Source organism: Streptococcus panodentis (assembly GCF_017884005.1).
GTDB classification, from domain to species: domain Bacteria; phylum Bacillota; class Bacilli; order Lactobacillales; family Streptococcaceae; genus Streptococcus; species Streptococcus panodentis.
Genome location: NZ_QFAY01000004.1, coordinates 19165 through 44427, shown reverse-complemented (window position 1 = coordinate 44427; position 25263 = coordinate 19165). Strand labels below are relative to the sequence as shown.

22 protein-coding genes and 3 tRNA genes are annotated in these 25263 nt (G+C 42.4%); 8 read left to right on the top strand and 17 right to left on the bottom strand.

The features are described 5' to 3' along the window. The first annotated feature begins 171 nt into the window (after positions 1 to 171). Genes sdaAB through DHL47_RS02630 form a run of 3 tightly spaced genes read left to right on the top strand, consistent with a single transcriptional unit; the run spans position 172 to position 2420 of the window. Positions 172 to 843 (top strand): L-serine ammonia-lyase, iron-sulfur-dependent subunit beta, encoded by a 672-nt coding sequence (gene sdaAB / locus DHL47_RS02640; RefSeq protein ID WP_128835216.1) that lies wholly within the window; start codon positions 172 to 174, stop codon positions 841 to 843. An 11-nt stretch (positions 844 to 854) separates the two neighbouring features. Next, on the top strand, positions 855 to 1727 hold the full coding sequence (gene sdaAA, locus DHL47_RS02635) for an L-serine ammonia-lyase, iron-sulfur-dependent, subunit alpha (protein WP_209550801.1): 873 nt from the start codon (positions 855 to 857) through the stop codon (positions 1725 to 1727). A gap of 51 nt (positions 1728 to 1778) precedes the next feature. Beyond that, entirely contained in the window at positions 1779 to 2420 is a 642-nt protein-coding gene (locus DHL47_RS02630) for an HAD hydrolase-like protein (RefSeq protein ID WP_209550800.1), read from the top strand. 62 nt (positions 2421 to 2482) lie between these two features. Here DHL47_RS02630 and DHL47_RS02625 read toward each other — a convergent pair whose 3' ends face one another. From DHL47_RS02625 to yfmF, 8 genes are all read right to left on the bottom strand, one after another. Continuing rightward, complete coding sequence (locus DHL47_RS02625; protein ID WP_128835220.1) at positions 2483 to 3082, bottom strand: LysM peptidoglycan-binding domain-containing protein; 600 nt, start codon at positions 3080 to 3082, stop codon at positions 2483 to 2485. Positions 3083 to 3285: 203 nt separating this feature from the next. Next, entirely contained in the window at positions 3286 to 4083 is a 798-nt protein-coding gene (locus DHL47_RS02620; RefSeq protein WP_128835222.1) for an energy-coupling factor transporter transmembrane component T family protein, read from the bottom strand. Next, on the bottom strand, positions 4076 to 4915 hold the full coding sequence (locus tag DHL47_RS02615) for an energy-coupling factor ABC transporter ATP-binding protein (RefSeq protein WP_128835224.1): 840 nt from the start codon (positions 4913 to 4915) through the stop codon (positions 4076 to 4078). Before DHL47_RS02615 ends, DHL47_RS02620 begins: the two co-directional genes overlap by 8 nt. Then, a complete protein-coding gene (locus DHL47_RS02610) occupies positions 4900 to 5727 on the bottom strand; it encodes an energy-coupling factor ABC transporter ATP-binding protein (protein ID WP_164828349.1) in 828 nt (275 codons plus the stop codon). The genes DHL47_RS02615 and DHL47_RS02610 overlap by 16 nt, the downstream gene beginning before the upstream one ends. A 1-nt stretch (position 5728) precedes the next feature. Continuing rightward, positions 5729 to 6268 carry a CDP-diacylglycerol--glycerol-3-phosphate 3-phosphatidyltransferase gene (gene pgsA / locus DHL47_RS02605; protein ID WP_128835378.1) on the bottom strand — a complete coding sequence of 180 codons (540 nt, stop codon included), beginning with the start codon at positions 6266 to 6268 and terminating at the stop codon, positions 5729 to 5731. 17 nt (positions 6269 to 6285) lie between these two features. Further along, positions 6286 to 7110, bottom strand: a complete 825-nt coding sequence (gene rodZ / locus DHL47_RS02600; protein ID WP_209550799.1) for a cytoskeleton protein RodZ — start codon at positions 7108 to 7110, stop codon at positions 6286 to 6288. 60 nt (positions 7111 to 7170) lie between these two features. Next, complete coding sequence (gene yfmH, locus DHL47_RS02595; protein ID WP_209550798.1) at positions 7171 to 8463, bottom strand: EF-P 5-aminopentanol modification-associated protein YfmH; 1293 nt, start codon at positions 8461 to 8463, stop codon at positions 7171 to 7173. Next, the gene (gene yfmF, locus DHL47_RS02590; RefSeq protein WP_338060077.1) at positions 8463 to 9710 is read right to left on the bottom strand and encodes an EF-P 5-aminopentanol modification-associated protein YfmF; all 1248 of its coding nucleotides are present in this window, start codon (positions 9708 to 9710) and stop codon (positions 8463 to 8465) included. The genes yfmH and yfmF overlap by 1 nt, the downstream gene beginning before the upstream one ends. 636 nt (positions 9711 to 10346) lie before the next feature. Between yfmF and yaaA the strand changes: the two genes are divergently transcribed. Together yaaA and recF are read left to right on the top strand one after the other, a co-directional pair. Beyond that, positions 10347 to 10733 (top strand): S4 domain-containing protein YaaA, encoded by a 387-nt coding sequence (gene yaaA / locus DHL47_RS02585; protein ID WP_209550796.1) that lies wholly within the window; start codon positions 10347 to 10349, stop codon positions 10731 to 10733. Between the two features lie 2 nt (positions 10734 to 10735). Then, positions 10736 to 11845 carry a DNA replication/repair protein RecF gene (gene recF, locus DHL47_RS02580; RefSeq protein WP_128835237.1) on the top strand — a complete coding sequence of 370 codons (1110 nt, stop codon included), beginning with the start codon at positions 10736 to 10738 and terminating at the stop codon, positions 11843 to 11845. 515 nt (positions 11846 to 12360) lie between these two features. Here the strand turns inward: recF and guaB are convergent. Both guaB and trpS read right to left on the bottom strand, forming a co-directional pair. Then, a complete protein-coding gene (guaB, locus tag DHL47_RS02575) occupies positions 12361 to 13842 on the bottom strand; it encodes an IMP dehydrogenase (protein ID WP_209550795.1) in 1482 nt (493 codons plus the stop codon). Positions 13843 to 14007: 165 nt separating this feature from the next. Beyond that, positions 14008 to 15033 carry a tryptophan--tRNA ligase gene (gene trpS / locus DHL47_RS02570; protein WP_209550794.1) on the bottom strand — a complete coding sequence of 342 codons (1026 nt, stop codon included), beginning with the start codon at positions 15031 to 15033 and terminating at the stop codon, positions 14008 to 14010. A gap of 305 nt (positions 15034 to 15338) precedes the next feature. On the opposite strand from trpS, the gene DHL47_RS02565 reads away from it, so the two are divergent. Beyond that, positions 15339 to 16961 carry an ATP-binding cassette domain-containing protein gene (locus DHL47_RS02565; RefSeq protein WP_209550793.1) on the top strand — a complete coding sequence of 541 codons (1623 nt, stop codon included), beginning with the start codon at positions 15339 to 15341 and terminating at the stop codon, positions 16959 to 16961. Between the two features lie 75 nt (positions 16962 to 17036). Then, positions 17037 to 19637, top strand: coding sequence for a YfhO family protein (locus tag DHL47_RS02560; RefSeq protein ID WP_209550792.1), 2601 nt, complete (start codon positions 17037 to 17039; stop codon positions 19635 to 19637). A gap of 632 nt (positions 19638 to 20269) precedes the next feature. On the opposite strand, the gene DHL47_RS02555 is transcribed toward DHL47_RS02560, so the two are convergent. The 7 genes from DHL47_RS02555 to rlmH form a co-directional block, all read right to left on the bottom strand. Next, a complete protein-coding gene (locus DHL47_RS02555; protein WP_209550791.1) occupies positions 20270 to 20518 on the bottom strand; it encodes a hypothetical protein in 249 nt (82 codons plus the stop codon). Positions 20519 to 20601: 83 nt separating this feature from the next. Further along, positions 20602 to 20675: transfer RNA gene (locus tag DHL47_RS02550), tRNA-Asn, on the bottom strand. A gap of 5 nt (positions 20676 to 20680) precedes the next feature. Continuing rightward, positions 20681 to 20752 (bottom strand) — tRNA-Glu (locus tag DHL47_RS02545). Positions 20753 to 20803: 51 nt separating this feature from the next. Continuing rightward, entirely contained in the window at positions 20804 to 21559 is a 756-nt protein-coding gene (comE, locus tag DHL47_RS02540) for a competence system response regulator transcription factor ComE (protein WP_209550790.1), read from the bottom strand. Continuing rightward, complete coding sequence (comD, locus tag DHL47_RS02535) at positions 21556 to 22902, bottom strand: competence system sensor histidine kinase ComD (RefSeq protein ID WP_128835245.1); 1347 nt, start codon at positions 22900 to 22902, stop codon at positions 21556 to 21558. Before comD ends, comE begins: the two co-directional genes overlap by 4 nt. Before the next feature lie 319 nt (positions 22903 to 23221). Further along, positions 23222 to 23295, bottom strand: a tRNA-Arg gene (locus DHL47_RS02530). Positions 23296 to 23337: 42 nt separating this feature from the next. Next, complete coding sequence (gene rlmH, locus DHL47_RS02525) at positions 23338 to 23817, bottom strand: 23S rRNA (pseudouridine(1915)-N(3))-methyltransferase RlmH (protein WP_128835247.1); 480 nt, start codon at positions 23815 to 23817, stop codon at positions 23338 to 23340. Between the two features lie 214 nt (positions 23818 to 24031). Here rlmH and htrA point away from each other — a divergent pair, with 214 nt between their 5' ends. Beyond that, positions 24032 to 25213, top strand: a complete 1182-nt coding sequence (gene htrA, locus DHL47_RS02520; RefSeq protein WP_128835249.1) for a serine protease HtrA — start codon at positions 24032 to 24034, stop codon at positions 25211 to 25213. Positions 25214 to 25263: the final 50 nt, after the last annotated feature.

Here is a 25263-nt window from a genome sequence, read left to right as displayed (position 1 = left end):
ATAGGCCGGCCGCTTAAGGCCAACTGACTCAACATACGGTTTCCGAATAAGTCTAATCAAAAAAGCTTTAACCCTTGTGCTTCCCATATCATACTTTTTCTAACTTAAAAATCAGCAGAAAGCCCTTAACTTTGTTATAATAAACTAAGAAGATAAGATGAAGGAGTTGCTATGAGTTCATTAAGATTTCAATCCGTTTTTGACATTATCGGACCAGTGATGATTGGACCGTCAAGCAGTCACACAGCCGGTGCTGTTCGTATTGGGAAAATTGTTTCCTCCATTTTTAATGATGAGCCGACTGAAGTTGAATTTCAGCTGTTTAATTCTTTCGCCAAGACTTACCGGGGACATGGGACTGACTTAGCACTGGTGGCCGGCATTCTGGGTATGGATACAGACGACCCTGATATCCCCAATAGTCTGGAAATTGCCCACAAGCGCGGTATCAAGATTGTCTGGACCATTCAAAAAGACAGCAATGCCCCACATCCGAATACAACCAAGATTACCGTCAAAAATGACCGCAAAACCATCAGTGTAACTGGAGTTTCTATCGGCGGAGGCAATATCCAAGTAACCGAGCTTAACGGCTTTTCTGTTTCTCTCAGCATGAATACGCCCACTATTATCATTGTCCATCAGGATGTACCGGGAATGATTGCCCATGTGACCGAGGCCCTTTCCCGCTACGATATTAACATCGCTCAGATGAATGTCACTCGGGAACAAGCAGGGGAAAAAGCTATTATGATTATTGAGGTTGACAGCCGCAACTGCGAAGAGGCTATCAAAGAAATTCAAAACATTCCACACCTGCATAATGTCAATTTCTTTAAATAAGAGGAGCGCATATGTTTTATTCCATCAAAGAATTAGTAGAACAGGCCGATTTAGATTTTCAGGGCAATGTTGCCGAGCTGATGATTGCTACTGAATATGAGCTGACCGGCAGAGAAAGAGACGAAGTTCTGAGACTGATGACGCGAAATCTGGAAGTCATGAAAGCCTCCGTCCTACTCGGCCTGGATGAAAGTAAATCGCGCAGCGGACTGACCGGTGGCGACGCTGCTAAATTGCATCGCTATATCCAATCAGGAAAATCGCTGTCAGACTATACCATTCTGACTGCTGCTAAAAACGCCATTGCCGTCAATGAGCATAATGCTAAAATGGGGCTGGTCTGTGCCACCCCTACCGCAGGAAGTGCCGGCTGTCTGCCAGCTGTCCTCACCTCAGCCATTGAAAAGTTAGATCTGGATGAGAGTCAACAGCTCGATTTCTTACTATCCGCCGGAGCCTTTGGACTCGTCATCGCCAACAACGCTTCCATTTCGGGAGCAGAAGGCGGCTGTCAGGCTGAAGTCGGTTCAGCTTCTGCCATGAGCGCAGCAGCCTTAGTGCTGGCCGCCGGAGGCAGTCCTTACCAAGCCAGCCAGGCCATCTGTTTTGTTATTAAAAACATGCTGGGGCTGATTTGCGACCCAGTTGCCGGTTTGGTCGAAGTTCCCTGTGTCAAGCGCAATGCTATGGGGGCCAGTTATGCTTTTGTGGCTGCAGATATGGCATTGGCAGGAATCGAATCAAAAATTCCCGTTGACGAAGTCGTTGACGCTATGTACCAAGTCGGGTCAAGTCTGCCAACCGCCTTTCGTGAAACAGCTGAAGGAGGACTGGCAACTACGCCGACAGGACGGCGTTTGTCAAAAGAAATTTTCGGCGAATAAGGTTGACAGATTTGTCAAGAAGATTTACAGCATAGTAAACAAGGAGAAAGCATGGTGCATTTCAAATACATTTTTTTTGATCTTGATGGTACACTGGTTGACAGTTCACAGGGAATCAAGGAATCTTTTCATTACGCCTTTAAAAAGCTTAATCAGGAAACACCAGATGACAAGATTTTGAGAAGTTTTATGGGTCCTCCTTTGGAAGTCAGCTTTGCTTCTGTTCTTAAAGCTGACCAAGTAGCCGCAGCCATTCATCATTACCGCAGCTTTTACAAAGAAAAAGGAATCTATGGCGTCCGCCTTTATGAGGGAATTCCAGAATTGCTGAGCCGCTTAAACGAAGCTGGCTGCCAAATTTTTGTAACAACCAGTAAAAATGAACCAACTGCTCATGACTTGCTCTCCAATCTCGGTATCGACCGGCAGTTTGAGCAGATATTTGGCGCTCTGCCTGATTCATTCCACAAAGCAGATGTTCTGCGCCGAGCACTGAAAACAATCAAAGCTGCGCCTGAAGAGGCGGTCATTGTCGGTGACACAAAATTTGACATCATCGGCGGCAAGGAAGTTGATCTCTCAACGGTGGGGGTCCTATGGGGCTTTGGCAGTCAGACAGAACTCATTGAGTATGGTGCGGACAAGCTGGTTGACAGTCCTCAAGAGCTTCTATCAATTCTGGTCCAAACATGACAGTATGTCAGACTCCCGTACACATAAAAGGAACTGCTCTGCGGCAGTTCCTCTTTTTTATCTTAGTAGCCCCAAGCTGAAAGTCCTTGAGCATTGTAGGCACTGTAAGCTGACTGAATTTGATCGTCAACTGTGGCAGTTGATCCCCAGCCTGGCATCGTTTGGAAAAGGCCGCTGGCACCTGAAGCGTTGTAAGCATCAACCTGTCCATTGGATTCACGAGCAATAATGGCTTCCCAAGTTGAGGCTGGCACACCGGTCAATTCTGCCATACGTGATGCTGCGTAGGAACCGGTCGCTCCTGCAGTATTTCCGTTGCTGAGTACGACTCCTGAAGAAGCTGCGGCTGAAGGATCTGCGGCCGGTGCTGCATAATTTGTACTTGGAGTTGCAGCAGTGGTGGCAGATTCTACGGCTGTTTGAGTCGCCTGTGCACCATTTCCGAGTTCTAAGATTTGTCCAACACGAATAATATTTGGATCAGCAATCTTGTTGATTTCTACTAATTTTTCAAGAGTCGTATCTTTTTCATTAGCGATAGCTGATAAAGTATCACCTTCCTTAACAGTGTAGGTCTCTGCATTGACAACCGCGCCTGTGGCAAATAAAGCTGTTGCAGCAACTGCCCCTGTTAAAGTCCATTTTGTTGTTTTTTTGTTCATTAAAAAATCTTTCTCCTTTCGGTGATAATACTATCTTACAGATAATTTATTACCAAATCATTACAATGCAAAGACAAAGATTACAATAAGATTGAATTTAAACACAAAAAACGTATTTTAGGGGCATTTTCTACTAAATATATTTTTTAACACATAAAAGGAGGGAATCTTAACTTATACTATTCTTTAAAAACATCTTTTTCCTAATTATTTTTTAGGAAATAAAGCAAAATTCCTAAAATAAGCAAAGTTAAAAGAGCAAGATTATCTATCATTTTCCAAGACAGCTGCCGATAGCGGCTTCTGCCCTCCCCACCATTATAACCGCGCGCCTCCATAGCGATAGCCAAGGCATCTGCGCGTTTAAAACTGGAAGCAAAAAGAGGAATGAGGATAGGAATAATAGATTTCACCTTCTGCAGAATACTTCCTTCCCCAAAATCAACACCGCGCGCCCGCTGAGCGTTCATAATCCTAGTCGTATCATCCATCAAAGTCGGAACAAACCGCAGACTCATCGACAGCATCAGGCCGATTTCATGCACCGGAACCTTGAAGACTGTCAAAGGCTTTAATAAGGACTCAACAGCATCAGACAGACTCAAAGGCGTTGTTGTCAGGGTCAAGAGAGTTGAGAAACAGATAATCAGAACAAAGCGGCTGAAGATAATACCAGCCTGAGCCAGGCCGGCTTCTGTAATGCTGATCCACCCCCACTGGAAGAGGGTTTTTCCGCCTGAAGTCAGAAAGAGCTGAAACAAGGTCGTAAAGGCAATGATAAAAATCATGGACTGAATACCCTTGAGGAAAAAACTCAAGGGAACCTTAGACAGAAACAGCAAACTGAAGACAAAAACAAAAAGAAGCAGATTGGTCAGCAGATTATTGGCCCAGAAAATGAGCAGAATAAAGAAAAACAAGGCCACCAGCTTGCTTCGGGGATCCAACCGATGAATCAGCGAATTTCCCGGAATATAACGGCCTAAAATCAGTTTATCCATACAGCATCTCCTTGAATTCTTCAATGGTAATGGGGTAATGAGGGAAACTCATCCCTTTATTGGCCAATTCTTGGGCGAATTTGGTAATCTTAGGAACTCCCAGCTGAATCTCCTCCATAAAATCCACATCCTGAAAAACCTGAGCAGGAGAGCCGCTTTTGACAAGCCGTCCCTTATCCAGAACATAGACCGTATCTGCAAAATTGGCCACATCATCCATCAGATGAGTCACCAACACAATGGTCATGCCTGACCGGTGCAGTTCTCTAAAAATGGCCATCAGTTCTTTGCGTCCAGCAGGATCCAGCCCCGCCGTCGGCTCGTCCAGCACCAATATATTCGGCTCCATAGCCAATATCCCTGCAATGGCAACCCGCCGCATCTGACCGCCGGACAGCTCAAAAGGGCTGCGCTCAAATAAATCTTCAGAAATACCGACCAATTTCAGCTTCTCACGCGCCAAAGCTTCCGCATCTTCCCTAGAAACACCAAAATTCTGCGGACCAAAGGCCACATCTTTTAAAACAGTCTCATCAAAAACCTGGCTTTCAGCAAACTGGAAAACCAGGCCAACTTTTTTGCGGACCTGTTTGATATCCTTGTTGACAGATTTAGCGGTAATCGTGACATCATCTATCTGCACACTGCCCTGACTGGGCACCAGCAGGCCATTTAAAAGCTGGAGAATGGTTGATTTGCCGCTGCCTGTATGGCCGATAAGAGCCGTGTAAGAGCCGTCTTTGATGTCTAAATCAACTTCAAAAAGTGCTGGACTTTCAAAAGGAGTTCCAGCCTGATAAGTATAACTGACCTGATTTAAAGCAATGCCCATAGCTGTTCCTGCAATTCTTTTTCTGTTAAATAGCCGTCCGGCAGCGCAAAGCCGGACTGACTTAAAGCGGACTTAACCTGATTGACAAAAGGCTGATCCAAGCCCAAATCTTCTAAATCAGGCCGTGAGAAAAGCTCTCTGGGAGCAGCACTGGACTCCACCCGGCCTTTTTTCAGGACCAGCACGCGGTCACTCAGAGCGATTTCATCCAAATCATGGGTAATCGAAATCACAGTCAGGCGATTGCTGTCCTTGATTGTTTTCACCGTTTGAATCAGCTCCAGACGGCCTTCCGGATCCAGCATGCTGGTCGCTTCATCCAAAATGATAATGTCCGGTCTCAGAGCCACAACCCCGGCAATAGCAACCCGCTGTTTCTGTCCGCCAGACAGCCGGGCCGGCTCTCTGTTCTTAAAATCCTGCATGCCGACAAGCTCCAGAGCTTCCTGAACCCGTTCAGCCATGACAGCGTAGTCTAATCCTTGATTCTCCAAACCAAAGGCTACATCATCTTCCACAGTTGCACCGACAAACTGATTGTCAGGATTTTGAAAAACCATGCCGATATGACGTCGTTTCTCCCAGACATTCTCAGCAGTCAGCTGTTCTCCGGCAATTTTAATCTCGCCGCTTTCAGCTTCTAACAGTCCGTCAAGCAGGCGGACAGTGGTTGATTTGCCGCTGCCGTTATGCCCAACGATAGACAGCCATTCCCCTTGTTTGACCTGAAAGGTGAGATCGTCTAAGATGTAATCCTCAGAATCACGGTCATACTTATATTTGAGTTTGTTTACTTCAATAATATTTTCCATGTTATTTAAAGGTATCTTTAAAGAGATAGGCGCTTCCTTTGAAATAGTCATAGCCAGAATAAATGGTAAAGATTAAGGCTGTGTATAAAAGAATCTGACCCAAAAGCGTCCAATGCAGCAGGAGAAAAATAATGGCAAACATCTGAGTGAAAGTCTTGATCTTGCCCGGCATGGCAGCAGCCAGAACGGTACCGCCGGTCTCTACCAGCAAAAGGCGCAGTCCGGTCACAGCCAATTCCCGGCAGATGATAACTGCCACTATCCAGGCAGGAGCCATTTTCAGCTCAATCAGCATGATAAAAGCCGACATAACCAGCAGTTTATCAGCCATTGGATCAGCAAATTTGCCAAAATTTGTCACTACCTGCCACTTGCGGGCCAGATACCCATCCAGATAGTCAGTGACACTGGCAAAAGCAAAAATAAGAGCAGCTATGAGGTGGGCAGTCAGAGAATGCCCCAAAGTCAGGACGAGAATAAAAACCGGAATTAAGGCAATCCGTACAAGGGTTAGGGCATTGGGAATATTTTCTTTTTTCATCATTTTTCCTTTATAAATCACTGCTGAACAGTGAGAGTAATCGTAGCACTGTCACTGCTTACAGCTGATGTATCCAATTTTTGATCGCCTACAGTAATAGAGACCCCGTCCACTGAACCCAAAGTGATGGTTGTCTTGCTGCCGGCTGACAGAGTGACGGACTGACTTGGATTTTCAGGTGACAGAGTCGTTCCTTGGGCCAAGTCTGAGTCAGAGACGCTGATCCAGCTGCTGGTGTCAGCGACAGAGAAAGTCACTTTGACAGTCTGTCCGCCGCCGCTGTAGCTGGCAGTCAGAGCATCCCCGCCGCCGCTGACTTCTAGCTTGCCAGCCGAAGAAACTGCTGCATCAGAACTGGATGAGACAGAAAAACTCTGGCTGCCGGAAGCAGCAGCACTTGATTCAGAAACCACACTGTAACTGTCTGCTGTCTGGAAATTCAAATCGTTCGTCTGGACATATTTCCATATATAATAAGACACAAAAATAATAATGGATAAAGCAAGCAGGAGGAAATAAAAGAGGGGCACAAAGGAACTTTTGCGCTTGTTTTTTCGGCTTCTGAAAGCTTGGTCATCCGTCAATTCCACTTCGTCATAAACAATCATTTCACCAGCTTCATAAGCTTCCAGAATAATGGACTCGTCCAAATCCACAGCCCAGGCGTACTTGCGCAGAAAAGAGCGGGCATAGAAAGGACTGGGCAGCAAATCGTAGTTATTGTGCTCAATGGCCTCCAGCAACTCTGCCTGTATATCCGTCTTTTTTGACAAATCTTCCAAGGTCAGACCCTGATTGGTCCGGGCTAATTTTAAAACTTCTCCTATTGACTTTTTTCTCATACTTACAATCCTTCTCTCTATTCTTCACTATTTTAACAAAATTTTAAAAGAATACTGGAATTATTTTGGAAAAATAGTAAAATCTGTCATATCACACTGGTCAATAAAACGATGGCCCAGCTTAATAACATCATTCAAACTGATGTCCTGTAAAATCTTAGGCAAATCAAACAGATTTTCTCCTGTCAGCTGCGGCTCATACTGAGTAGCAATATAGTCAAGTGAATTCAAACCATGCAGAAAATCACCGAACATCTCACTTTTAATGGTATCCAGATGCTCTTCCGTAACGTCCGGATCAGCGGCGAAATTCTTAATGGCCAAGCGAAACTGATGCGAGAGGCCGACCGGTTCCTGCGTATCCATGGTCAGCATGACAAAATGGAAATCCCTCTCCACTTCTACTTCCAAGGTCAGAGAATTATCCATCTTTCCGGTTTCATACAGAGCCTGAAAACGCTTGGAAGTCCAGCCGAACATCATGGCAAAGAGCAGTTTTAAAGTGATTTTATAACGATAAAGTTCCCTCTCATCAACAACATCCCGGCCCCGAATGCCGATTGCTAATTTTGGACTGGCCACCTCCATGCGGTCGGTATCGGTAGACACCACCGGATGCAGTTCCACAGGCGCTTTTTCAACCAGACTGCCTGCTGCAGGATTCAGCTGTTTCTGCTCTGCCAAGATTTGGGAGAAAGTTTCCTCCAGATCAAAATTCCCGATGACAAAGAGACTTCTGTTTGACGGCTGGTAGAAAGCCGAAAAATTTTCCTGCAGCTGCTCAGCACTAATCTCTTTGATAGACTCTCTGGTCCCGGCAATATCCTCTGCCAAAGGAGTCTGAGGATAGAGATTTCTTAAAGCTCCAAAAAAGAGACGGTAATCTGGGTCATCCTGATACATCTCAATTTCCTGCTCAATGATTCCCTGCTCCCGCAATACAGATGCTGGCCTGAAATAAGCCTGACTGACCAGTTTCTGCAGCAAGCTTAAATTCTCAGCAACATGGTCCGTCGTAGAAAAAAGATAGCTGGTCCGGGTAAAGCTGGTAAAAGCATTGCTTTCTGCCCCAAACTTGGTAAATTCCTGCAGTAAATCCTCTCCGTTTTCACCTTCAAACAGCTTGTGTTCTAAAAAATGAGCAATTCCTGGCGGATAAGAGACCAGCTGATTTGTTTCACGTGAAACAAAACGGGTGTCTACCGATCCGAAATGGGCTGTCATAATACCATAGGTTTCATTAAAATCTCTTTTTGGCAGCAAAAATACCTGTAAACCATTAGGCAGCACTGCCTGATAGATACTTTCTCCAACTGCCGAATAATTGATTTTTTTCAGACCTGAATCTTGCATTATTTTCCTTCCATAAAATAAATCGCCTGTAATTTTAATTGATTGGCTGCCCGGACAATATCCTCTTTTTCAACAGCTGCTACCCCCTCCAGCCAAGCTTCCAGCGAAAGGTATTGCCTGCCTAAAACCGAGGACAGATAGGTCCTTTCCAGCAGTGTATTCTGTCGATCCTGAGCCAGAAGCATAGAGTTTTTCAGCATTTTCTTGGTTTGGATAATCTCATCTTCTGTAAAATAGCCCCGCTTCAAATCACTAATCTGCCGATGAATCAAAGAGATTGCCTTCGTCCGGCTGCTGCGGTCAATTCCAGCATAGATACGCAGCAAACCGGAGAAAATATCAAAGTTGCTGGCAATCGTATAGGCTAGGCTTTCTTTTTCACGGACATTGACAAAAAGCTTAGAATGAGCAAAACCGCCCAAGAGGCCGTTTAGGACAAGCAAGGGGAGGTGATCGCTGTCACCGTACTGTGCAGAAAAATGATAGCCCAGTTCAATGATGGACTGATGGACATCCTTCTGCTCCAATCCCTCCCTTAACACATTTGAATATTCCTGCTGGTAGGCCAGCTGCAAATCCTGTCTGCGCGCTCCAAACTGAAATTCCTGAATTTTTTCACGGACAGCTACTTCATTGAAGTCACCGATAAAGAAAAAATCAATCTGATCCTGCCGCAGCATCTTCTGGAAAGCAGCAAAGCTGCTCTCAGCTGTTTCTCGCTTTACCAACTCAACAGTTGCTGCACGGGGAAGCCGCATTGCCGGTGCATCATAAAAAAGATTGCTCAGTTCCCGATGGGCATGGTAGAAATGATTTTCAATTTCTGCTTCTAAATCCGTCAAAACATTTTTCTTTTCAATCTCAAAAGCAGCTTCCTCAAAAGCTTCTTGGGTGGCCAAAGGTGAAAATAAAGTAGCCTTTAAAAAATCCAGCATCTGTTCTGTCAGAACATTCTTGCGGCTCAAAAACTTATCGCGGACAAAGGAAAGATGAATATCCAGATAATGAATCAAACCGCGTTTTGAAAGGCTGGTTGAATAATTAGCACCATAAAGATTGGCCAGCCGCTCCCGAAAAGCCTGTGAAGTCGGATACAGGGCATTGGAAGTCTCCAGCATACTGGCCGTTAAAACCCGGCCGGCTACCGTCTCCTCAGACAGAGGAGCTGAAAATCGAACTTTTATTTTATTGGTTTTGAATTTTTCTGATTGAATAAAATGAAGCTGAACGCCTTTTGTGATTTCCATTGAACTCCTCATTTTGAATAATATAGACTTCTATTATACCACGAAATGATTTTAAATGGTTTGTCACAGCAGGTTTTTTAAGATTAAAACGTTTTCGGATTTCTGTCTGTTCCTAGGTGCAGTTGAAGACCGCACTCATTGAAAATCCAGTTGAGCAACACAAAGAAACAGGCACTCTGACAGCTGATACTCAAAGAAAATCAAAGATGACAAGGGATAAGGGTAGGGCCAATGAGCGATAATACTCTTCGAAAATCTCTTCAAAACCACCTCAGCCTCGCCAGAGGCTGGGACTGACTCCCATGATGGCTGCTTCATCACTCACAAAGGGATGTGTTTCTTGGAAGATAGCGTATAAAAGACAATATGTAAAGACCCCCAGTTGAGAATTCGTGGATTTACCTGTACACTAGAATAAAAAAACAATCAACTTCTAACAGGAATTATCACACTCAATTGGAGGCCTATATGTTTCATTTTACCACACTTTTTATCGGAATGGATGTCCACAAAGAAAGTTTTTCACTCTGCTGTTACGATAGGATGGCCAATCAATTCAAACATGAAGCCAAAATAAAGTCCCACCGCCTCTTTTTGCCGCCAAATATGATATAATGACAGGGATTGAGGTGAAATATGGAATATACATTATTTGATGATTACATTACATTGCAGGCCTTGCTGAAAGAGCTAGGCATCATCCAAAGCGGCGGCGCTGCCAAAGTCTTTCTGTCAGACAATAAGGTCTTTTTTAATGGCCAATTAGAGAGCAGACGCGGGAAAAAAATCCGGATTGCTGACACGGTTGCTATCCCAGATCAAGGAATTGAAATTGCTGTAGTCGCTCCAAACCAAACAGAAAGGCTGGAGCACGAGAAAGAACTGGCCGAGAAAAAACGAGTAGCCGAGCTTGTCAAATCAATGAACAAAGAAGTCAAAAAAACAAAAACTGCAGCTGCAAATCAAAGCAGAAAAAACAAACGGGCGGATAAAAAATCTCCTGTTCGTTTTCCTGGGACATAAAGATGCGGCTGCAATCACTTAAAATCAAGCAATTCCGCAACTATCAGACTGCAGAAATTGACTGCAATCCTGGCTTGAATGTCTTTTTAGGCCAAAATGCTCAGGGAAAAACCAACGTCTTAGAAGCTATTTATTTTCTGGCTTTGACACGCAGCCATCGCACCCGGTCTGATAAAGATCTGATTCATTTCAATCAAGACGGACTGCATGTATCTGGCATATTGGAAAAAAGAACTAGTAAAGTTCCGCTTGACATCGAGTTGACAACAAAAGGGCGCATTACTAAAATCAACCATCTGAAACAAGCTAAGCTATCTGATTATATAGGGACCATGAACGTTGTCCTCTTTGCACCAGAAGATTTACAGCTGATTAAAGGTTCACCTGCTCTGCGCCGTAAGTTCATTGATATTGAACTAGGACAGATCAAACCGATTTATCTGGCGGATCTTTCAAACTATAACCATGTTCTCAAACAGCGCAATGCCTACCTTAAAGCCAATGAAAAAGTGGATGAAACCTTCCTTTCTGTCTTGGATGAACAGCTGATTGACTATGGCTGCAGAGTCATGCAGCACCGCCATGAATTTTTGGAAAAACTGGAAAAATTTGCCCAAGAGCAGCATTGGGAGATTTCCCAGCATCTCGAAAAACTGACCATCAACTATCTGTCATCCATTCCTTTACAGGAAGTTGACAGCCTAGAAACTGCATTTCGCTTATCATTGGAAAAAAGCCGTAAACGAGATCTTTTCAAAAAGAACACAGGGGTCGGACCTCATCGGGACGACATTGCTTTCTTCATCAATGAAATGGATGCGAACTTCGGCAGTCAGGGCCAGCACCGCAGTGTTGTCCTTTCTCTTAAGCTGGCTGAAATCAAATTAATCGAAAGCATAACACAGGAAACGCCGATTCTGCTGCTTGACGATGTTATGAGTGAGCTTGACAACAATCGTCAACTAAAGCTGCTGGAAACTATTTCACAGAATATTCAGACCTTTATTACTACAACGAGTCTGGAGCACCTTAAGAATCTGCCAGAAGATATTAAAATCTTTAAGATTAAGCAAGGAGTTATTCACTCATCGCAGCCAGAAAAAGATGACTGAATGCCGCTCAGTCTGCATGGCAGTTTTTCAAGGCGAGGCGATGGGACAGACTCCCATGATGGCTGCGCCCTCACCCACAGAGGGATGGATCTTTTAGAAGATACTGTATAAGACTCCTTAGTTTTCCATTTGTTTCTTAAATGATAGAGGCCCCTTTTTCCTTCATGCGAATACAATGGTTAGAGTCTGTATGTGCTTTTATAGTCATCTAGTTTATCTTTTTCCATCTTAGCACGGTTTGCTCTAACAGTCCTTCTGGACAGTTAGAGCTGCGCGGAGCTGGGGTGAAAAGGTTTGGGGAAGTTTCTCAGCCTGAGCCTAAAAGCAAACTAAAAGGCTGGATTAGCTATTCAAAACAGGAACAAACTGTAAATTTAACGTAAATATTGTTTACAACATTCTGTAAAAGAGATACCGAAAAACCTTATTATTCAGGCTTTTATAATGTAAACCACTGTCAATTATAATGTAAAAAAAAGTCGGAAGCCTGTTTTAAACAGGCTTCCGACTTTTTCTTATTGGACAGAATAGTTAGGCGCTTCATTGGTAATCTGCACATCATGCGGATGGCTCTCTTTGAGTCCTGCACCGCTCATTTCAATAAACTGAGCATTTTCATGCAGTTCCTGAAGATTGCCGGCTCCGACATAGCCCATACCTGAACGAATGCCGCCCAGCATTTGAAAAACAATGTCTGCTGCAGCGCCTTTATAAGCCACCCGGCCTTCAATCCCTTCAGGGACAAGCTTATTGGCTTCATTAACAGCTCCTTGGAAATAGCGGTCGCTGGACCCTTTTTTCATAGCTGCGATAGAGCCCATTCCGCGGTAAGTTTTAAATTTGCGGCCTTGGAAAATTTCAGTTTCACCAGGAGCTTCATCTGTTCCAGCAAACATAGAACCTAACATGACAGCATGGCCGCCGGCAGCCAGTGCCTTGACGATATCGCCGGAATATTGAATACCACCGTCAGCAATAATCGTTTTGCCGTATTCACGCGCAACACTGGCGGCGTCATAAATCGCTGTGATCTGCGGCACTCCAACACCGGCAATCACACGAGTTGTACAGATAGAGCCTGGACCAATTCCCACTTTAACAACATCAACACCGGCTTCATAAAGCGCACGCGCTCCTTCAGCAGTAGCGATATTGCCGGCAATCAGAGTACGATTTGGGAAATGCGCCCGAATTTCAGCAATCTTACGAAGAACCCCAGCAGAATGGCCATGGGCTGTGTCAATCACAATGGCATCTGCTCCAGCTTCAAAAAGAGCTTCTGCCCGCTCAAAGGTGTCCGATGTCACACCGACAGCTCCTGCTACCAAGAGACGGCCAAATTCATCCTTAGCCGCATTTGGAAATTCAATCACTTTTTCAATATCTTTAATCGTGATTAAACCAGATAAGCGGCCATCTTCATCAACCAAAGGAAGCTTTTCAATCCGGTGTTCCTGCAGAATGCGCTCAGCAGTTTCCAAGTCCGTTCCAACCGGTGCCGTCACCAGATTTTTGCTGGTCATATGATTCGAAATTGGTTGGTTAAAATCAGAGATAAAGCGCATGTCGCGGTTGGTAAGAATCCCTACCAACTTGCGGTTTTCCAATGTTTCAACAACTGGTACGCCGCTGATACGATAGCGGCCCATCAGTTCGTCAGCTTCTGCAATACTGTGCTCAGGAGTCAGGAAGAATGGATCGATAATCACACCGTTCTCAGAGCGTTTTACCTTGCGGACTTCATCTGCCTGCTGCTCAATAGACATATTTTTGTGGATGACCCCAAGACCGCCGGCCCGGGCAATAGCAATAGCCATTTGGCTTTCCGTCACGGTATCCATGGCGGCAGTGATAATTGGGATATTTAAAATCAGATTCTCAGCCAGTTTGGTGCTTAAGTCAGCATCATTGGGCAGCACATGGCTTTCAGCCGGAATCAGCAATACATCATCAAAGGTAAAACCTTTTTTTAAAAACTTAGTGTCCCAGTTAGACATCCACGGTTCCTCATTTCTTTTCTTATTGAGCAGGGCTCGTTTTTTAGTTGTTAATATCATACCATTCTATAGGAAATTGTCAATCATTATTGCATAAAAAATAAAAACCACCATTTTTATCATTAAAAAACGATGGTTTCTCCAACTTTTTAATCTGAACATTCGTTATTTGAAATACTGAATTCCCATAGCAGACTTAACTTCATCAAGGGTCTGTCCGGCTGCTTGCCGAGCTTTTTGACAGCCTTGCTGCAACATCCTGTAAACCTCCCCCATATCCTTGGAAAATTCAATCCGGCGTTCACGAATCGGCCCCAATTCTCTCTCTAAAATTTCCAGCAGATAGCGTTTGGTTTTGACATCTCCCAAACCGCCGCGCTGATAATGTTCTTTCATGGATGAAATTTCAGCAGCATCTTCCGGCCGCCCAAAGACATCCAAATAGTGAAAGACCATATTGCCTTCAATCTTTCCAGGATCCTCTACTCTGATATGGTCCGGATCCGTATACATGCTCATCACCTTCTTTTGAAGAGTATCCATATCATCAGCCAGATAAATCCCATTATTCAGGGATTTGGACATTTTGGCATTGCCGTCAAGACCGGGCAGCCGTCCTGCAGCTTCATTCTCCGGATAAATGCCTTCCGGTTCTACCAAAACATCAGTATGATAAGTGTTATTAAAAGAACGTACAATTTCACGGGTTTGCTCAATCATAGGTTTTTGATCGTAGCCGACTGGTACATAGTTTGCTTTAAATGCTGTAATATCAGCTGCCTGAGAAATAGGATAAACCAAAAATCCGGTCGGCAGACTTTCACCAAACCCTTTCTGAGCAATTTCTGTCTTGACAGTCGGATTGCGCTCCAAACGTGCCAAGGATACCAGATTCATATAATACATTGACAGCTCAGCCAATTCAGGAATCTGACTCTGAATAAAAATAGTTACTTTCTCTGGGTCTAATCCGGCTGCCAAATAATCCAAAGCGACATTTCCAATAGACTCAACAATCGTCTGCGGATCCTTGGCATGATCTGTCAAAGCCTGTTGGTCAGCCAAAAAGACAAACATATCATACTTGCCTTGGTCCTGCAAAAGCACGCGGTTGCGCAAACTTCCTACATAGTGGCCGATGTGCAGCTTCCCTGTCGGACGGTCTCCTGTTAAAATAATCGGTTTAGTCATCGATCTCTCCTCAATTCGTACTGAACTCATTATATCATTTTCGGCGAAAATGAGAAAGAAGAGAATAAGAAAAAGCCATCAGGAACCAGAAAAGTAAACTTGCTTGCTTTATTCTTTACAGTTTTACGATAAATTGTAAAGAATATTTACAGTAAATATCTGTAAACTTCTTGTAAATTCATAATTTACACAGTATTTTTCTAAAACCTTGATTGCAAAAAATATAGGCTATTATCTCAGAATTATTTGAAAAAAGTTGTAATTTCTAGTAAAATGTAGAAGATTACATATATAGGAGAAAAACATTGCTTACAGTATCAGATGTGTCACTGCGATTCAGTGATCGAAAATTATTTGATGATGTTAACATCAAGTTTACAGAAGGGAATACCTACGGATTAATTGGTGCCAATGGTGCTGGGAAATCCACCTTTTTAAAAATCCTGGCTGGTGATATTGAGCCGACAACCGGTCATATTGCACTAGGACCTGATGAGCGCCTGTCTGTTCTTCGCCAAAATCATTTTGACTACGAGGAAGAACGGGCCATCGATGTAGTCATCATGGGAAATGAGCATCTTTACAATATAATGAAAGAAAAAGATGCAATCTATATGAAACCTGATTTCTCTGACGCTGATGGAGTCCGTGCTGCAGAACTTGAGGGAGAATTTGCTGAGCTGGGCGGATGGGAAGCAGAAAGCGAAGCTTCTCAGCTGCTGCAAAACCTTAATATTCCAGAAGACCTCCACTATCAAAATATGAGCGAGCTGTCCAATGGGGACAAGGTGAAAGTGCTGCTTGCCAAAGCTCTCTTTGGCAAGCCCGATGTCTTGCTGCTGGACGAGCCGACCAATGGACTGGATATCCAGTCTATCACTTGGCTGGAAGATTTTCTTATTGACTTTGACAATACGGTCATCGTCGTATCCCATGACCGCCACTTTTTGAATAAGGTCTGCACCCATATGGCAGACCTAGACTTCGGAAAAATTAAGCTCTATGTCGGTAATTATGATTTTTGGAAAGAATCCAGTGAATTAGCTGCCAAGCTTTTGGCCGACCGCAATGCCAAAGCTGAAGAAAAAATCAAACAGCTGCAAGAATTTGTCGCCCGCTTCTCTGCCAATGCTTCCAAGTCCAAGCAGGCAACATCGCGTAAAAAGATGCTTGACAAGATTGAACTGGAAGAAATTGTTCCCTCCAGCCGGAAATATCCTTTCATCAGCTTTAAAGCTGAGCGGGAAATGGGAAATGATCTCTTGACAGTTGAAAATCTCTCTGTCAAGATTGATGGCGAAACCATTCTTGACAATATCAATTTCATTTTGCGTCCTGGTGACAAGACAGCCTTGATTGGGCAAAATGACATTCAGACAACAGCCCTCATTCGAGCTTTGATGGGAGAAATTGACTATCAAGGTACTGTCAAGTGGGGTGTAACGACCAGTCAATCTTATCTACCTAAAGACAACTCGCGTGATTTTGCCAGCGGGGAATCCATCCTTGACTGGCTCCGTCAATTTGCCAGCAAGGAAGAAGATGACAATACCTTCCTTCGCGGCTTTTTGGGACGGATGCTGTTTTCTGGTGATGAGGTTAACAAGTCTGTCAATGTTTTGTCAGGAGGAGAAAAAGTTCGGGTTATGCTGTCCAAGCTGATGCTGCTGAAATCCAATGTTTTAGTATTGGATGATCCAACCAATCACTTGGATTTGGAATCAATCTCCAGCTTAAATGACGGTCTGAAAAATTTTAAAGAATCGATTATTTTTGCCAGCCATGACCATGAGTTTATCCAAACTCTGGCCAATCATATTATTGTCCTTTCCAAAAATGGGGTTATTGACCGGATTGATGAAACATATGATGAATTCTTGGAAAATCAAGAGGTTCAGGAAAAAGTTAAAGAACTTTGGAAAGATTGACTATCTTGTCAATGAAGTTTACAAATCTTTACAGAGGCATGAAACAAAGTTTCTGCCTCTTTGTGCATAGGAAATATGAATAAAATCGAACACTATTTGAAGAAAAACTGGGCCTATCTTTCTTCCTTTATCCTTCCGTTTCTGCTGATGTTTTTAATTTATCTGTTTTACGGAATCTATTGGAACAGTGATACCTCGCCCTTGCTCGGAGATGGATTTCATCAGTATGTCATTTTTGACACAGCACTGAGAAATATTCTTCATGGAACGGACAGCCTTTTTTATACCTTTAACAGCGGCTTAGGTCAAAATTTTTATGCCTTATCCAGTTATTATTTAGGCAGTTTTCTGTCACCGCTGACTTATTTTTTCGATTTAAAATCAATGCCGGATGCTGTCTATTTATTTACATTGGTAAAATTCGGTTTAATCGGATTGTCAACTTTTATCAGCATTAAGGGAATGTTCAAAAAAATTCCTGATTGTCTCATTCTTATCCTGTCAACATCCTTTGCTTTGATGAGTTTCTCAGTCAGTCAGCTTGAGATAAAAACCTGGCTGGATGTCTTTATTTTGGCACCGCTGATTCTGCTTGGTTTAGACCGTTTGATAAAGAAAAAAGGACGCATATTATACTTTACAACATTGTCAATTCTCTTTATTCAGAATTATTATTTTGGATATATGATGGCTCTGTTTTTGATTTTTTGGTATCTGGTTCAAATCACTTGGGACTTTAAAATGAGAATTCGGACTCTGCTTGACTTTGCTGTCGTTTCTCTCCTAGCGGGTCTGACCAGTTTGATTATGATTCTGCCAACTTACTTAGACCTGAGCACTCATGGAGAAACCTTAACGGCTATCAATTCCATATTTACAGAAGACAGCTGGTATCTGGATGTTTTTGCAAAAAATCTTATTGGCTCCTTTGATACAACCAAGTATGGTTCCATCCCTATGATTTATACAGGGCTATTGCCGCTGCTCTTTGCCATCCTGTTTTTCACTCTCAGATCCATTCAGTTTCACGTGAAACTTTCTTATTTCATTTTGCTGGCTCTTCTAGTAGCCAGTTTCCGTCTTCAGTATCTGGATTTGCTCTGGCAGGGCATGCACGCGCCGAATATGTTTCTTCACCGCTATTCCTGGCTCTTTTCTTTAGTCCTTATTTTCATGGCTGCAGAGAGCTTAAACCGGCTGAAAGAGCTGAATTGGAAGCACCTGCTCCTTAGCTTTGCACTCTTAATAACTGGTTTTGCTGCTGTTTTTTTCACCCGCAGCCACTACGAGTTTTTAAAAGCCGAAAACTATATTTTGACAATCGAATTTCTTTTGGCCTATATGCTAATTGTATTTCCTTTTGTCAAATCCTATATCAGCAAAAAAATTTTCATGCTGTCCCTGCTGTTCTTTGCTGCTTTTGAACTAGCCCTCAATTCTTACTATCAAGTCGGCGGTATCGCTAAGGAATGGGCCTTTGCTGCTCGTTCTTCCTATGCACAAAATCTTGAAGAAATTGACAAGCTTGTAACATATACAAAAACAGAAAACAATCATTTTTTCCGTTCTGAAAAGCTGGAACCCCAGACTGGAAATGACAGTATGAAATATAATTACAATGGAATCTCGCAATTCTCATCTGTCAGAAATACCCAGGCCAGTTCTGCACTGGACAAATTAGGATTTAAATCGGCAGGCACCAATCTTAATCTGCGATATGAAAACAACAGCATCTTGATGGACAGTATTTTTGGTATAAAGTACAATATCTCCCAGACAGATCCTGATAAATTTGGCTTTACTCCTGTCAAAACAGAAAAAGAGATGACTCTCTATAAAAATGATGCTGCATTGGGATTGGCTTTCCTGACAAATGATATTTACAGAGATATCAAGTTTACAAACCTGACACTTGACAACCAAACTGAATTTCTTAATCAGCTAACAGGCTTTCATTATAACTATTATAAACGGCTTACTGCTGCTGCAGAAAATGGCGGCAGCAGAACAATCGGAAAAAGAGTAACAGCCGAAGTTGACACAAAAAATAACAGCAGCTTTGCAAGCATGACTTATCTGCTGACTGTTCCGGCAAACAGTCAAGTTTATGTCAATGTACCTGGGATTGACTTTTCAAATGACAACCAGACAGACATTGACATTACTGTCAATGATCTGACAAGCCGCTATCCAACCAATAATGTTTTTCCTTTTTTCAATGTTGGTTATTTCAGTCAGGAACAAACTATTGCTGTCCGTCTGACCTTCCCAGATAATGCTACTGTATCTTTTGATGAACCTGAATTTTTTGCAGTAGATACAAAACAGTATTTGGATGTCATTAGCAAACTGAAGGAGCAGCCCGTTGCCGTTCAAACGCAGGCCAATACTGTCACAGCTGACTATGATGCCGACAGGGACAGTTCGCTTTTCTTCACCATTCCTTACGATAAGGGCTGGTCTGCCAGCTTGAACGGCAAAGCAGTTGCCCTCAAACGGGCTCAAAACGGCTTTATGAAAATCGATGTAAAGGCAGGAAAAGGCAAAGTAAAACTGATTTTCATTCCAAACGGACTGAAAGAGGGAGCAGCGGCCAGCATAGCAGGCATTTTGCTGTTCTTTGCGTATGACTGGATCAGAAATAAACAATTTCAGAAAAACAAAAGTTCATCCTAAAATTTTTAGGTAATACTTTTTAATTTGATGCTTAAAGAAAATCAAAAACAGACTAGGAGTGGGACAGTCTCCCATGATGACTGTGTCCTCACCCACTCTTTTGGAAAATATCGTCATTTAGTTTTTCTTTTATTCCGTCGTTAACTCGCCTTAAAAGTCCTTCAGCCTCGCTTTGTTTTGGTAAAAAAACTCTTGACGCGGTAGCTGATTGCTCAAAGCAGTGCTTTGAGCAGCTGACACTTCCTAGCGGAAGCTTTATCCGCTACCTCAAAACCTCCACTGGAGGTTTTTGACACTTCCTAACGGAAGCTTTATCTGCCACCTCAAAACCTCCACTGGAGGTTTTTGACACTTCCTAACGGAAGCTTTATCTGCCACCTTAAAACCTCCACTGGAGGTTTTGAGCAGCTCGCTGCCCTATCGTCCTCTATTTTAAGCGATAGGCTGAAACTGTCCCCCGAACAGTTTCACTACTACAAGCAAGCTAAAAAACTATACCATATAAAATTGCTATGACGACGTCTTCAATTTTGTCGCCCCGTCTGAGTTTGTGAATAAGATCAAGCAACAGCAACGCTTGATGTCAAAACAGCGGCTTGTAAGAGCTGACGGTTCAACGAATGAGAAACGGCTCAGCAGTGCTTTATTGGCACTAAAGCGCCTAATGAACTGTGCAAGGGGAAATTCTGGCTGACCAAAGTCAACTCAACAGAATCTCTCCCAACCACTGCATCTTGTACATCAAACATAAAATAGACAAAGCTAGATACTGTTGTCCCCATCTCGTCATCTTCGGTTTTCTTTGGGAAGTACATCAACGGTTTATTTTGATTTTTCAAGAATAAATAAAAAAAAAAAACACCCAGAAGTGCTGCTATCATAGCCTTTCTAGGTGTTTTTGTTAACTGAAAAAAGACTGAAGAGAAAGCCTGATACAGAACTCTCTTCAGTCTTGTCTTGCTAGCTCCGCCAGTAGGACTCGAACCTACGACATCATGATTAACAGTCATGCGCTACTACCAACTGAGCTATGGCGGATTAGATAGTCCGTACGGGATTCGAACCCGTGTTACCGCCGTGAAAAGGCGGTGTCTTAACCCCTTGACCAACGGACCTCATATGTCCTTTTTTGAACATATTCCATTATATCAGCTTTTCTTCCTTTGTCAACTCTTTTTATCCTTCTTTTTTAAAATCTCCTTCAAGTATTTCACTTTCATCCGCGTAATCGGGCAGCGATGATTTTCATAAAAGATGATTTCTCTGTTTTTCTTGTCATAATCAACAATATTTCCAATATTTACTAAGTAGGACTTATGAGGTGAAAAGAATCGCTGCGACTCCCGGTCTTTCTCCTGAATATCTGTAATCGTTCCATAAAATTCCTTAATGAAATTCTTTCCAACGATTCTTAGCTTGTGAGAACTTCCAGAAGTCTCAATATAAAAAATATCATTGTAGGGCATACGTACATCATTACCGCGATAGCTGTAATCAAAATAATCTACCATATTGGTATTTTCAATCAAGGTGCTCTTTGTATACAGAATCGTTTCTTTAATTCTGGTTTTAAAAGCTTCGTCATTAATATCCTTATCAATAAAATCCAATGCCGAAACCTTGTATTTAAAAGTCATGGTAGCAAACTCAGACTTTGATGTGACAAAAACAATGATAGCATAGGGATTATGATGGCGGATAAACTGAGCTACTTCGAGACCTTTGGTTTCCTCGCCTTTGATATCAATATCCAGAAAATAAAGCTGATTGATGTCATCCTGCTCAATATATTCTTTAAATTCTTTAATTTTGCCGGTTATCTTGGCCTGAATATCGATTCCCAGCTCCTGGGCAATTTCTGCCAAAGTCGTTTCAATTCGCACCTGATGGGCTATAGTATCCTCTAAAACCAATATTCTCATAGCTGCTCCTTTCTCCTGATTGTTAAAATCTGCGTAAAATCATGAGTATCAATCTCAGTATCCAGTGTGATAAATTCATAGCTATCAAGAATATTTTTCATATTGCTCAAGCCCAGTCCTCTCTTTTCACCTTTGGTTGAAAAACCTGGCTGATAGATTTCCTCCAAATCCAATTCTCCTGTCTTACGGGAATTTTTGACAACAAAAATAATCTTGCTGTCCAGTTGAACGAGGGAAACATGAACAAATTTATCATAACTTTCAATAGCACTTTCGATAGCATTATTTAAGAGAATACTGGCAATTCTGACAATATCCAGCAGTCTGATAGGCAGCCGGTCAACAGCATCTTTCACTTCAAAAGTCAAATCAATGCTGTGCTCACGTGCTTTAAAGAAGGTCTCAGCCATCACACTCTTCAGTGCAGAATCTCCGACATTATTCAAATCAAAAATAGTATATTTATCCGAACGCAAATTCAAATTAGCATCAAGCAGCACTTCCTGATAGATACGGTCAATTTCCTCTATATCGCCGGTTTGAATAGCCATCCGCATACTGGTCAGCATACCGGCGTAATCATGACGAAATCCTTTGATTTCATTATAAAGAGCGACAATTTCATCTGTGTACTTTTGCAGCTGCAGCTGTTCCAGCTCTCTCTGTCTGATCTGTTCTTCTTTTTCATATTTTTCACGGCTTTCCTTAAAAATAAGCATAGTGGATAAAAAAGTTAAGAAACAGATTGTAGCTACCATACCGCTGAAACTGTTGAAGTATTTTATATGGCTCAGCCAATGGGAAATATTGAGCACCAGATAGTTGCCTGCATAAACACTGCTGGTAAGAAGAACCTGAGATTTAAAATTACTGTCTTTTAAATAGATTATTCGAAAATCAAACAGGCTTATCAGCTTGACCATAAAGATTAGGGCTGTCACATGAACAATCGTTAGGAATAAACCAAAATGATGGGCAACAAAATCATCCTGCAAAACGGAGGACACAATAACTGCAAAAAATGTATTGGAAGCATTGACAGCCAAATATAAAAAGAAAGCCAAAAAAATGGATAAGTATTTTTTGACATTCTCTACCTTAGAGAAATACCAGTAAAGGAAGAGAGGATGGAACAGCACTACAATATAAGTGGGGATTTGGCTGGAAAAAGAAAATACCGAACCTGCAAAAGCAATAATGAAGGGGATAACAATTTCAAATCCTAAGCATACCGCAGCCAAGATGAAAGGATACTTCACTTTGCAAATCTCTTTTGCAGTGAACAAAAAAGCTGCTACATTAATGAAAGGATAGACAATCATCCAAAAAATACTGAGTGACATAAAACCTCCTCTGCCTTTTATTTCCTAATTTCTTCCAAAAAACCACTCCCAAGGATTTGAAGGGAACCTTAAAGAATACAGGAAAATATTCTTGCGGATTTCAGTTTCAGCTGAAAAGAGGCTTATTTGCATGGTCATTACAAACTCCTTAATATTTTTTTCTGTAAGCTGCCTTACAATATCTTATTATAGAATTTTCTAGCAAAAGCCGTAGTTTTTTCTCTGAAATGTCTGTTTTTACCCCTGAAATGACATTATATCAAAAAAATAAACAGAAAAAAACACGAACTACTTAAAAATACTTCGTGCTTTTATGGCATGATCCCAGCAGGATTCGAACCTGCGGCCGTTCGCTTAGAAGGCGAATGCTCTATCCAGCTGAGCTATGGGACCGGTATATCTCATTCTAACAGAAAAAAGACCGACCGTCAAGATTCACTTGTGATAGGGGCTGCCCTGCTGAATCATAAATGAACGGTAGATTTGCTCAATCAAAACTAGCCGCATCAACTGATGCGGAAGGGTCAGTTTCCCAAAACTCATCAACAGATTGGCTCGCTGTTTGACTGCAGGCGCCAGCCCCAGACTTCCGCCAATAATAAAGGAAATGTCAGAAAAACCACGAACAGTAATATCCTTCATGATGCTGCTGAATTCTTCTGAGGAAAACTGCCGACCTTCAATCGCCAAAACAATAACAAAATCACGCTCGGCAATCTTGGACAGGATCCTGCTGCCTTCTCTGTTCATCACCTGCTGTTTTTCCGACTCGCTGGCTCTGTCAGGGGTTTTCTCATCAGGCAGCTCCAGCACTTCCGTCTTACAGAAACGGCTCAGCCGTTTCAGATATTCAGACATTCCGTCTTTTAAGTATTTTTCTTTCAGCTTTCCAACAGTTACCAGTTTTATTTTCATTCTTCTATTCTATCATATTCACACAGACTTCACATCTTATTAACAAGTAAAATTTTATAAATCCTTCTGCCAATCTGTCTATTTTCTAATCAATATCAACATTTTTTCTAAGTTTTCCACAAGATGTGGAAAACTTGTGAAATTTAAGTTATAATTAAGTTTAGCTATCTATAATTTCATCAATTGTAATCCAATGTAATCAAAGGAGGAAAATATGAAAGACTCTTCAAATATCTCCAAAAAAGTTCTCTTATTTTTGGCAGTGCTTATTGTTGGTTTTATCGGAGGAAGTTTAGGAAATTATGTCACTTCGCTCATCAATACTCAGCTGTCTTCTGCTGCTGGCGGTTCTCATTCCAGTACGACAGTAAAAACTTCTTATAAAAATTCGACAGACACTTCCGAAGCTGTCAAGAAAATTCAAAATGCAGTTGTCTCTGTGATTACCTATGCAGATTCATCCAGCGGTATCCTTAACAGTGAGGATGATTCAAATGAGTCTCAGATTGCCAGTGAGGGATCTGGTGTCATTTATAAAAAAGAAGGCAAAAATGCTTATCTGGTAACCAATACCCACGTACTCAGCGGCTCCACCAATGTGGATATTCTGTTGGCTGATGGCAGCAAGGTTCCCGGAGAAGTAGTGGGTTCAGATGTTTATTCTGATATTTCCGTTGTAAAAATCAGTTCTGACAAAGTTACGGATGTTGCTGAATTTGGCGATTCTAGCTCGCTGACTGTCGGTGAAGCAGCTATTGCAATCGGAAGCCCACTGGGAACAGAGTATGCCAACTCTGTTACTCAGGGCATTATTTCCAGCTTGGGAAGAAATGTGACACTTCAGTCTGAAAACGGCGAAAATATTTCAACAACTGCTCTGCAGACTGATGCCGCTATCAATCCAGGGAATTCCGGCGGACCGCTGATTAATATCCAGGGACAGGTAATCGGTATTACTTCAAGCAAGATTTCCACAAATGGTCAGACTTCTGTCGAAGGAATGGGCTTTGCAATTCCTTCCAACGATGTGGTCAATATCATCAATCAACTGGAAAAAGACGGCCGAGTTACCCGTCCTGCTCTGGGGATTCAAATGATGGATCTGGCCAATCTGACTACAGCAGACTTATCCAAACTTAACCTGCCTGATAAAGTAAAGGCTGGTATTCTGGTACGCTCTGTTCAGCAAGGGATGCCGGCTGATGGCAAGCTGCAAAAGAATGATGTCATTACCAAAGTGGATGATACCGATGTAGAATCCACCAGTGATTTACAGTCTGCTTTATACAAACATACTATCGGAGATGAGATCAAAGTCAGCTACTACCGAAACGGCAAAGAAGAAACTACAACCATTAAGCTGACAAAATCAACTCAGGAACTGAGTTCTAACTAAGAGTCTGGCTTCATAGGCAGCTTCGCTGAGATTGACGGCAACAGGGAGCA

Bases quoted from the DNA above. Each gene is read 5' to 3' on its own strand.
- sdaAB (WP_128835216.1), top strand. From the start codon at position 172: ATGAGTTCATTAAGATTTCAATCCGTTTTTGACATTATCGGACCAGTG.
- sdaAA (WP_209550801.1), top strand. From the start codon at position 855: ATGTTTTATTCCATCAAAGAATTAGTAGAACAGGCCGATTTAGATTTT.
- DHL47_RS02630 (WP_209550800.1), top strand. From the start codon at position 1,779: ATGGTGCATTTCAAATACATTTTTTTTGATCTTGATGGTACACTGGTT.
- DHL47_RS02625 (WP_128835220.1), bottom strand. From the start codon at position 3,082: ATGAACAAAAAAACAACAAAATGGACTTTAACAGGGGCAGTTGCTGCA.
- DHL47_RS02620 (WP_128835222.1), bottom strand. From the start codon at position 4,083: ATGGATAAACTGATTTTAGGCCGTTATATTCCGGGAAATTCGCTGATT.
- DHL47_RS02615 (WP_128835224.1), bottom strand. From the start codon at position 4,915: ATGGGCATTGCTTTAAATCAGGTCAGTTATACTTATCAGGCTGGAACT.
- DHL47_RS02610 (WP_164828349.1), bottom strand. From the start codon at position 5,727: ATGGAAAATATTATTGAAGTAAACAAACTCAAATATAAGTATGACCGT.
- pgsA (WP_128835378.1), bottom strand. From the start codon at position 6,268: ATGAAAAAAGAAAATATTCCCAATGCCCTAACCCTTGTACGGATTGCC.
- rodZ (WP_209550799.1), bottom strand. From the start codon at position 7,110: ATGAGAAAAAAGTCAATAGGAGAAGTTTTAAAATTAGCCCGGACCAAT.
- yfmH (WP_209550798.1), bottom strand. From the start codon at position 8,463: ATGCAAGATTCAGGTCTGAAAAAAATCAATTATTCGGCAGTTGGAGAA.
- yfmF (WP_338060077.1), bottom strand. From the start codon at position 9,710: ATGGAAATCACAAAAGGCGTTCAGCTTCATTTTATTCAATCAGAAAAA.
- yaaA (WP_209550796.1), top strand. From the start codon at position 10,347: ATGGAATATACATTATTTGATGATTACATTACATTGCAGGCCTTGCTG.
- recF (WP_128835237.1), top strand. From the start codon at position 10,736: ATGCGGCTGCAATCACTTAAAATCAAGCAATTCCGCAACTATCAGACT.
- guaB (WP_209550795.1), bottom strand. From the start codon at position 13,842: ATGTCTAACTGGGACACTAAGTTTTTAAAAAAAGGTTTTACCTTTGAT.
- trpS (WP_209550794.1), bottom strand. From the start codon at position 15,033: ATGACTAAACCGATTATTTTAACAGGAGACCGTCCGACAGGGAAGCTG.
- DHL47_RS02560 (WP_209550792.1), top strand. From the start codon at position 17,037: ATGAATAAAATCGAACACTATTTGAAGAAAAACTGGGCCTATCTTTCT.
- DHL47_RS02555 (WP_209550791.1), bottom strand. From the start codon at position 20,518: ATGATAGCAGCACTTCTGGGTGTTTTTTTTTTTTATTTATTCTTGAAA.
- comE (WP_209550790.1), bottom strand. From the start codon at position 21,559: ATGAGAATATTGGTTTTAGAGGATACTATAGCCCATCAGGTGCGAATT.
- comD (WP_128835245.1), bottom strand. From the start codon at position 22,902: ATGTCACTCAGTATTTTTTGGATGATTGTCTATCCTTTCATTAATGTA.
- rlmH (WP_128835247.1), bottom strand. From the start codon at position 23,817: ATGAAAATAAAACTGGTAACTGTTGGAAAGCTGAAAGAAAAATACTTA.
- htrA (WP_128835249.1), top strand. From the start codon at position 24,032: ATGAAAGACTCTTCAAATATCTCCAAAAAAGTTCTCTTATTTTTGGCA.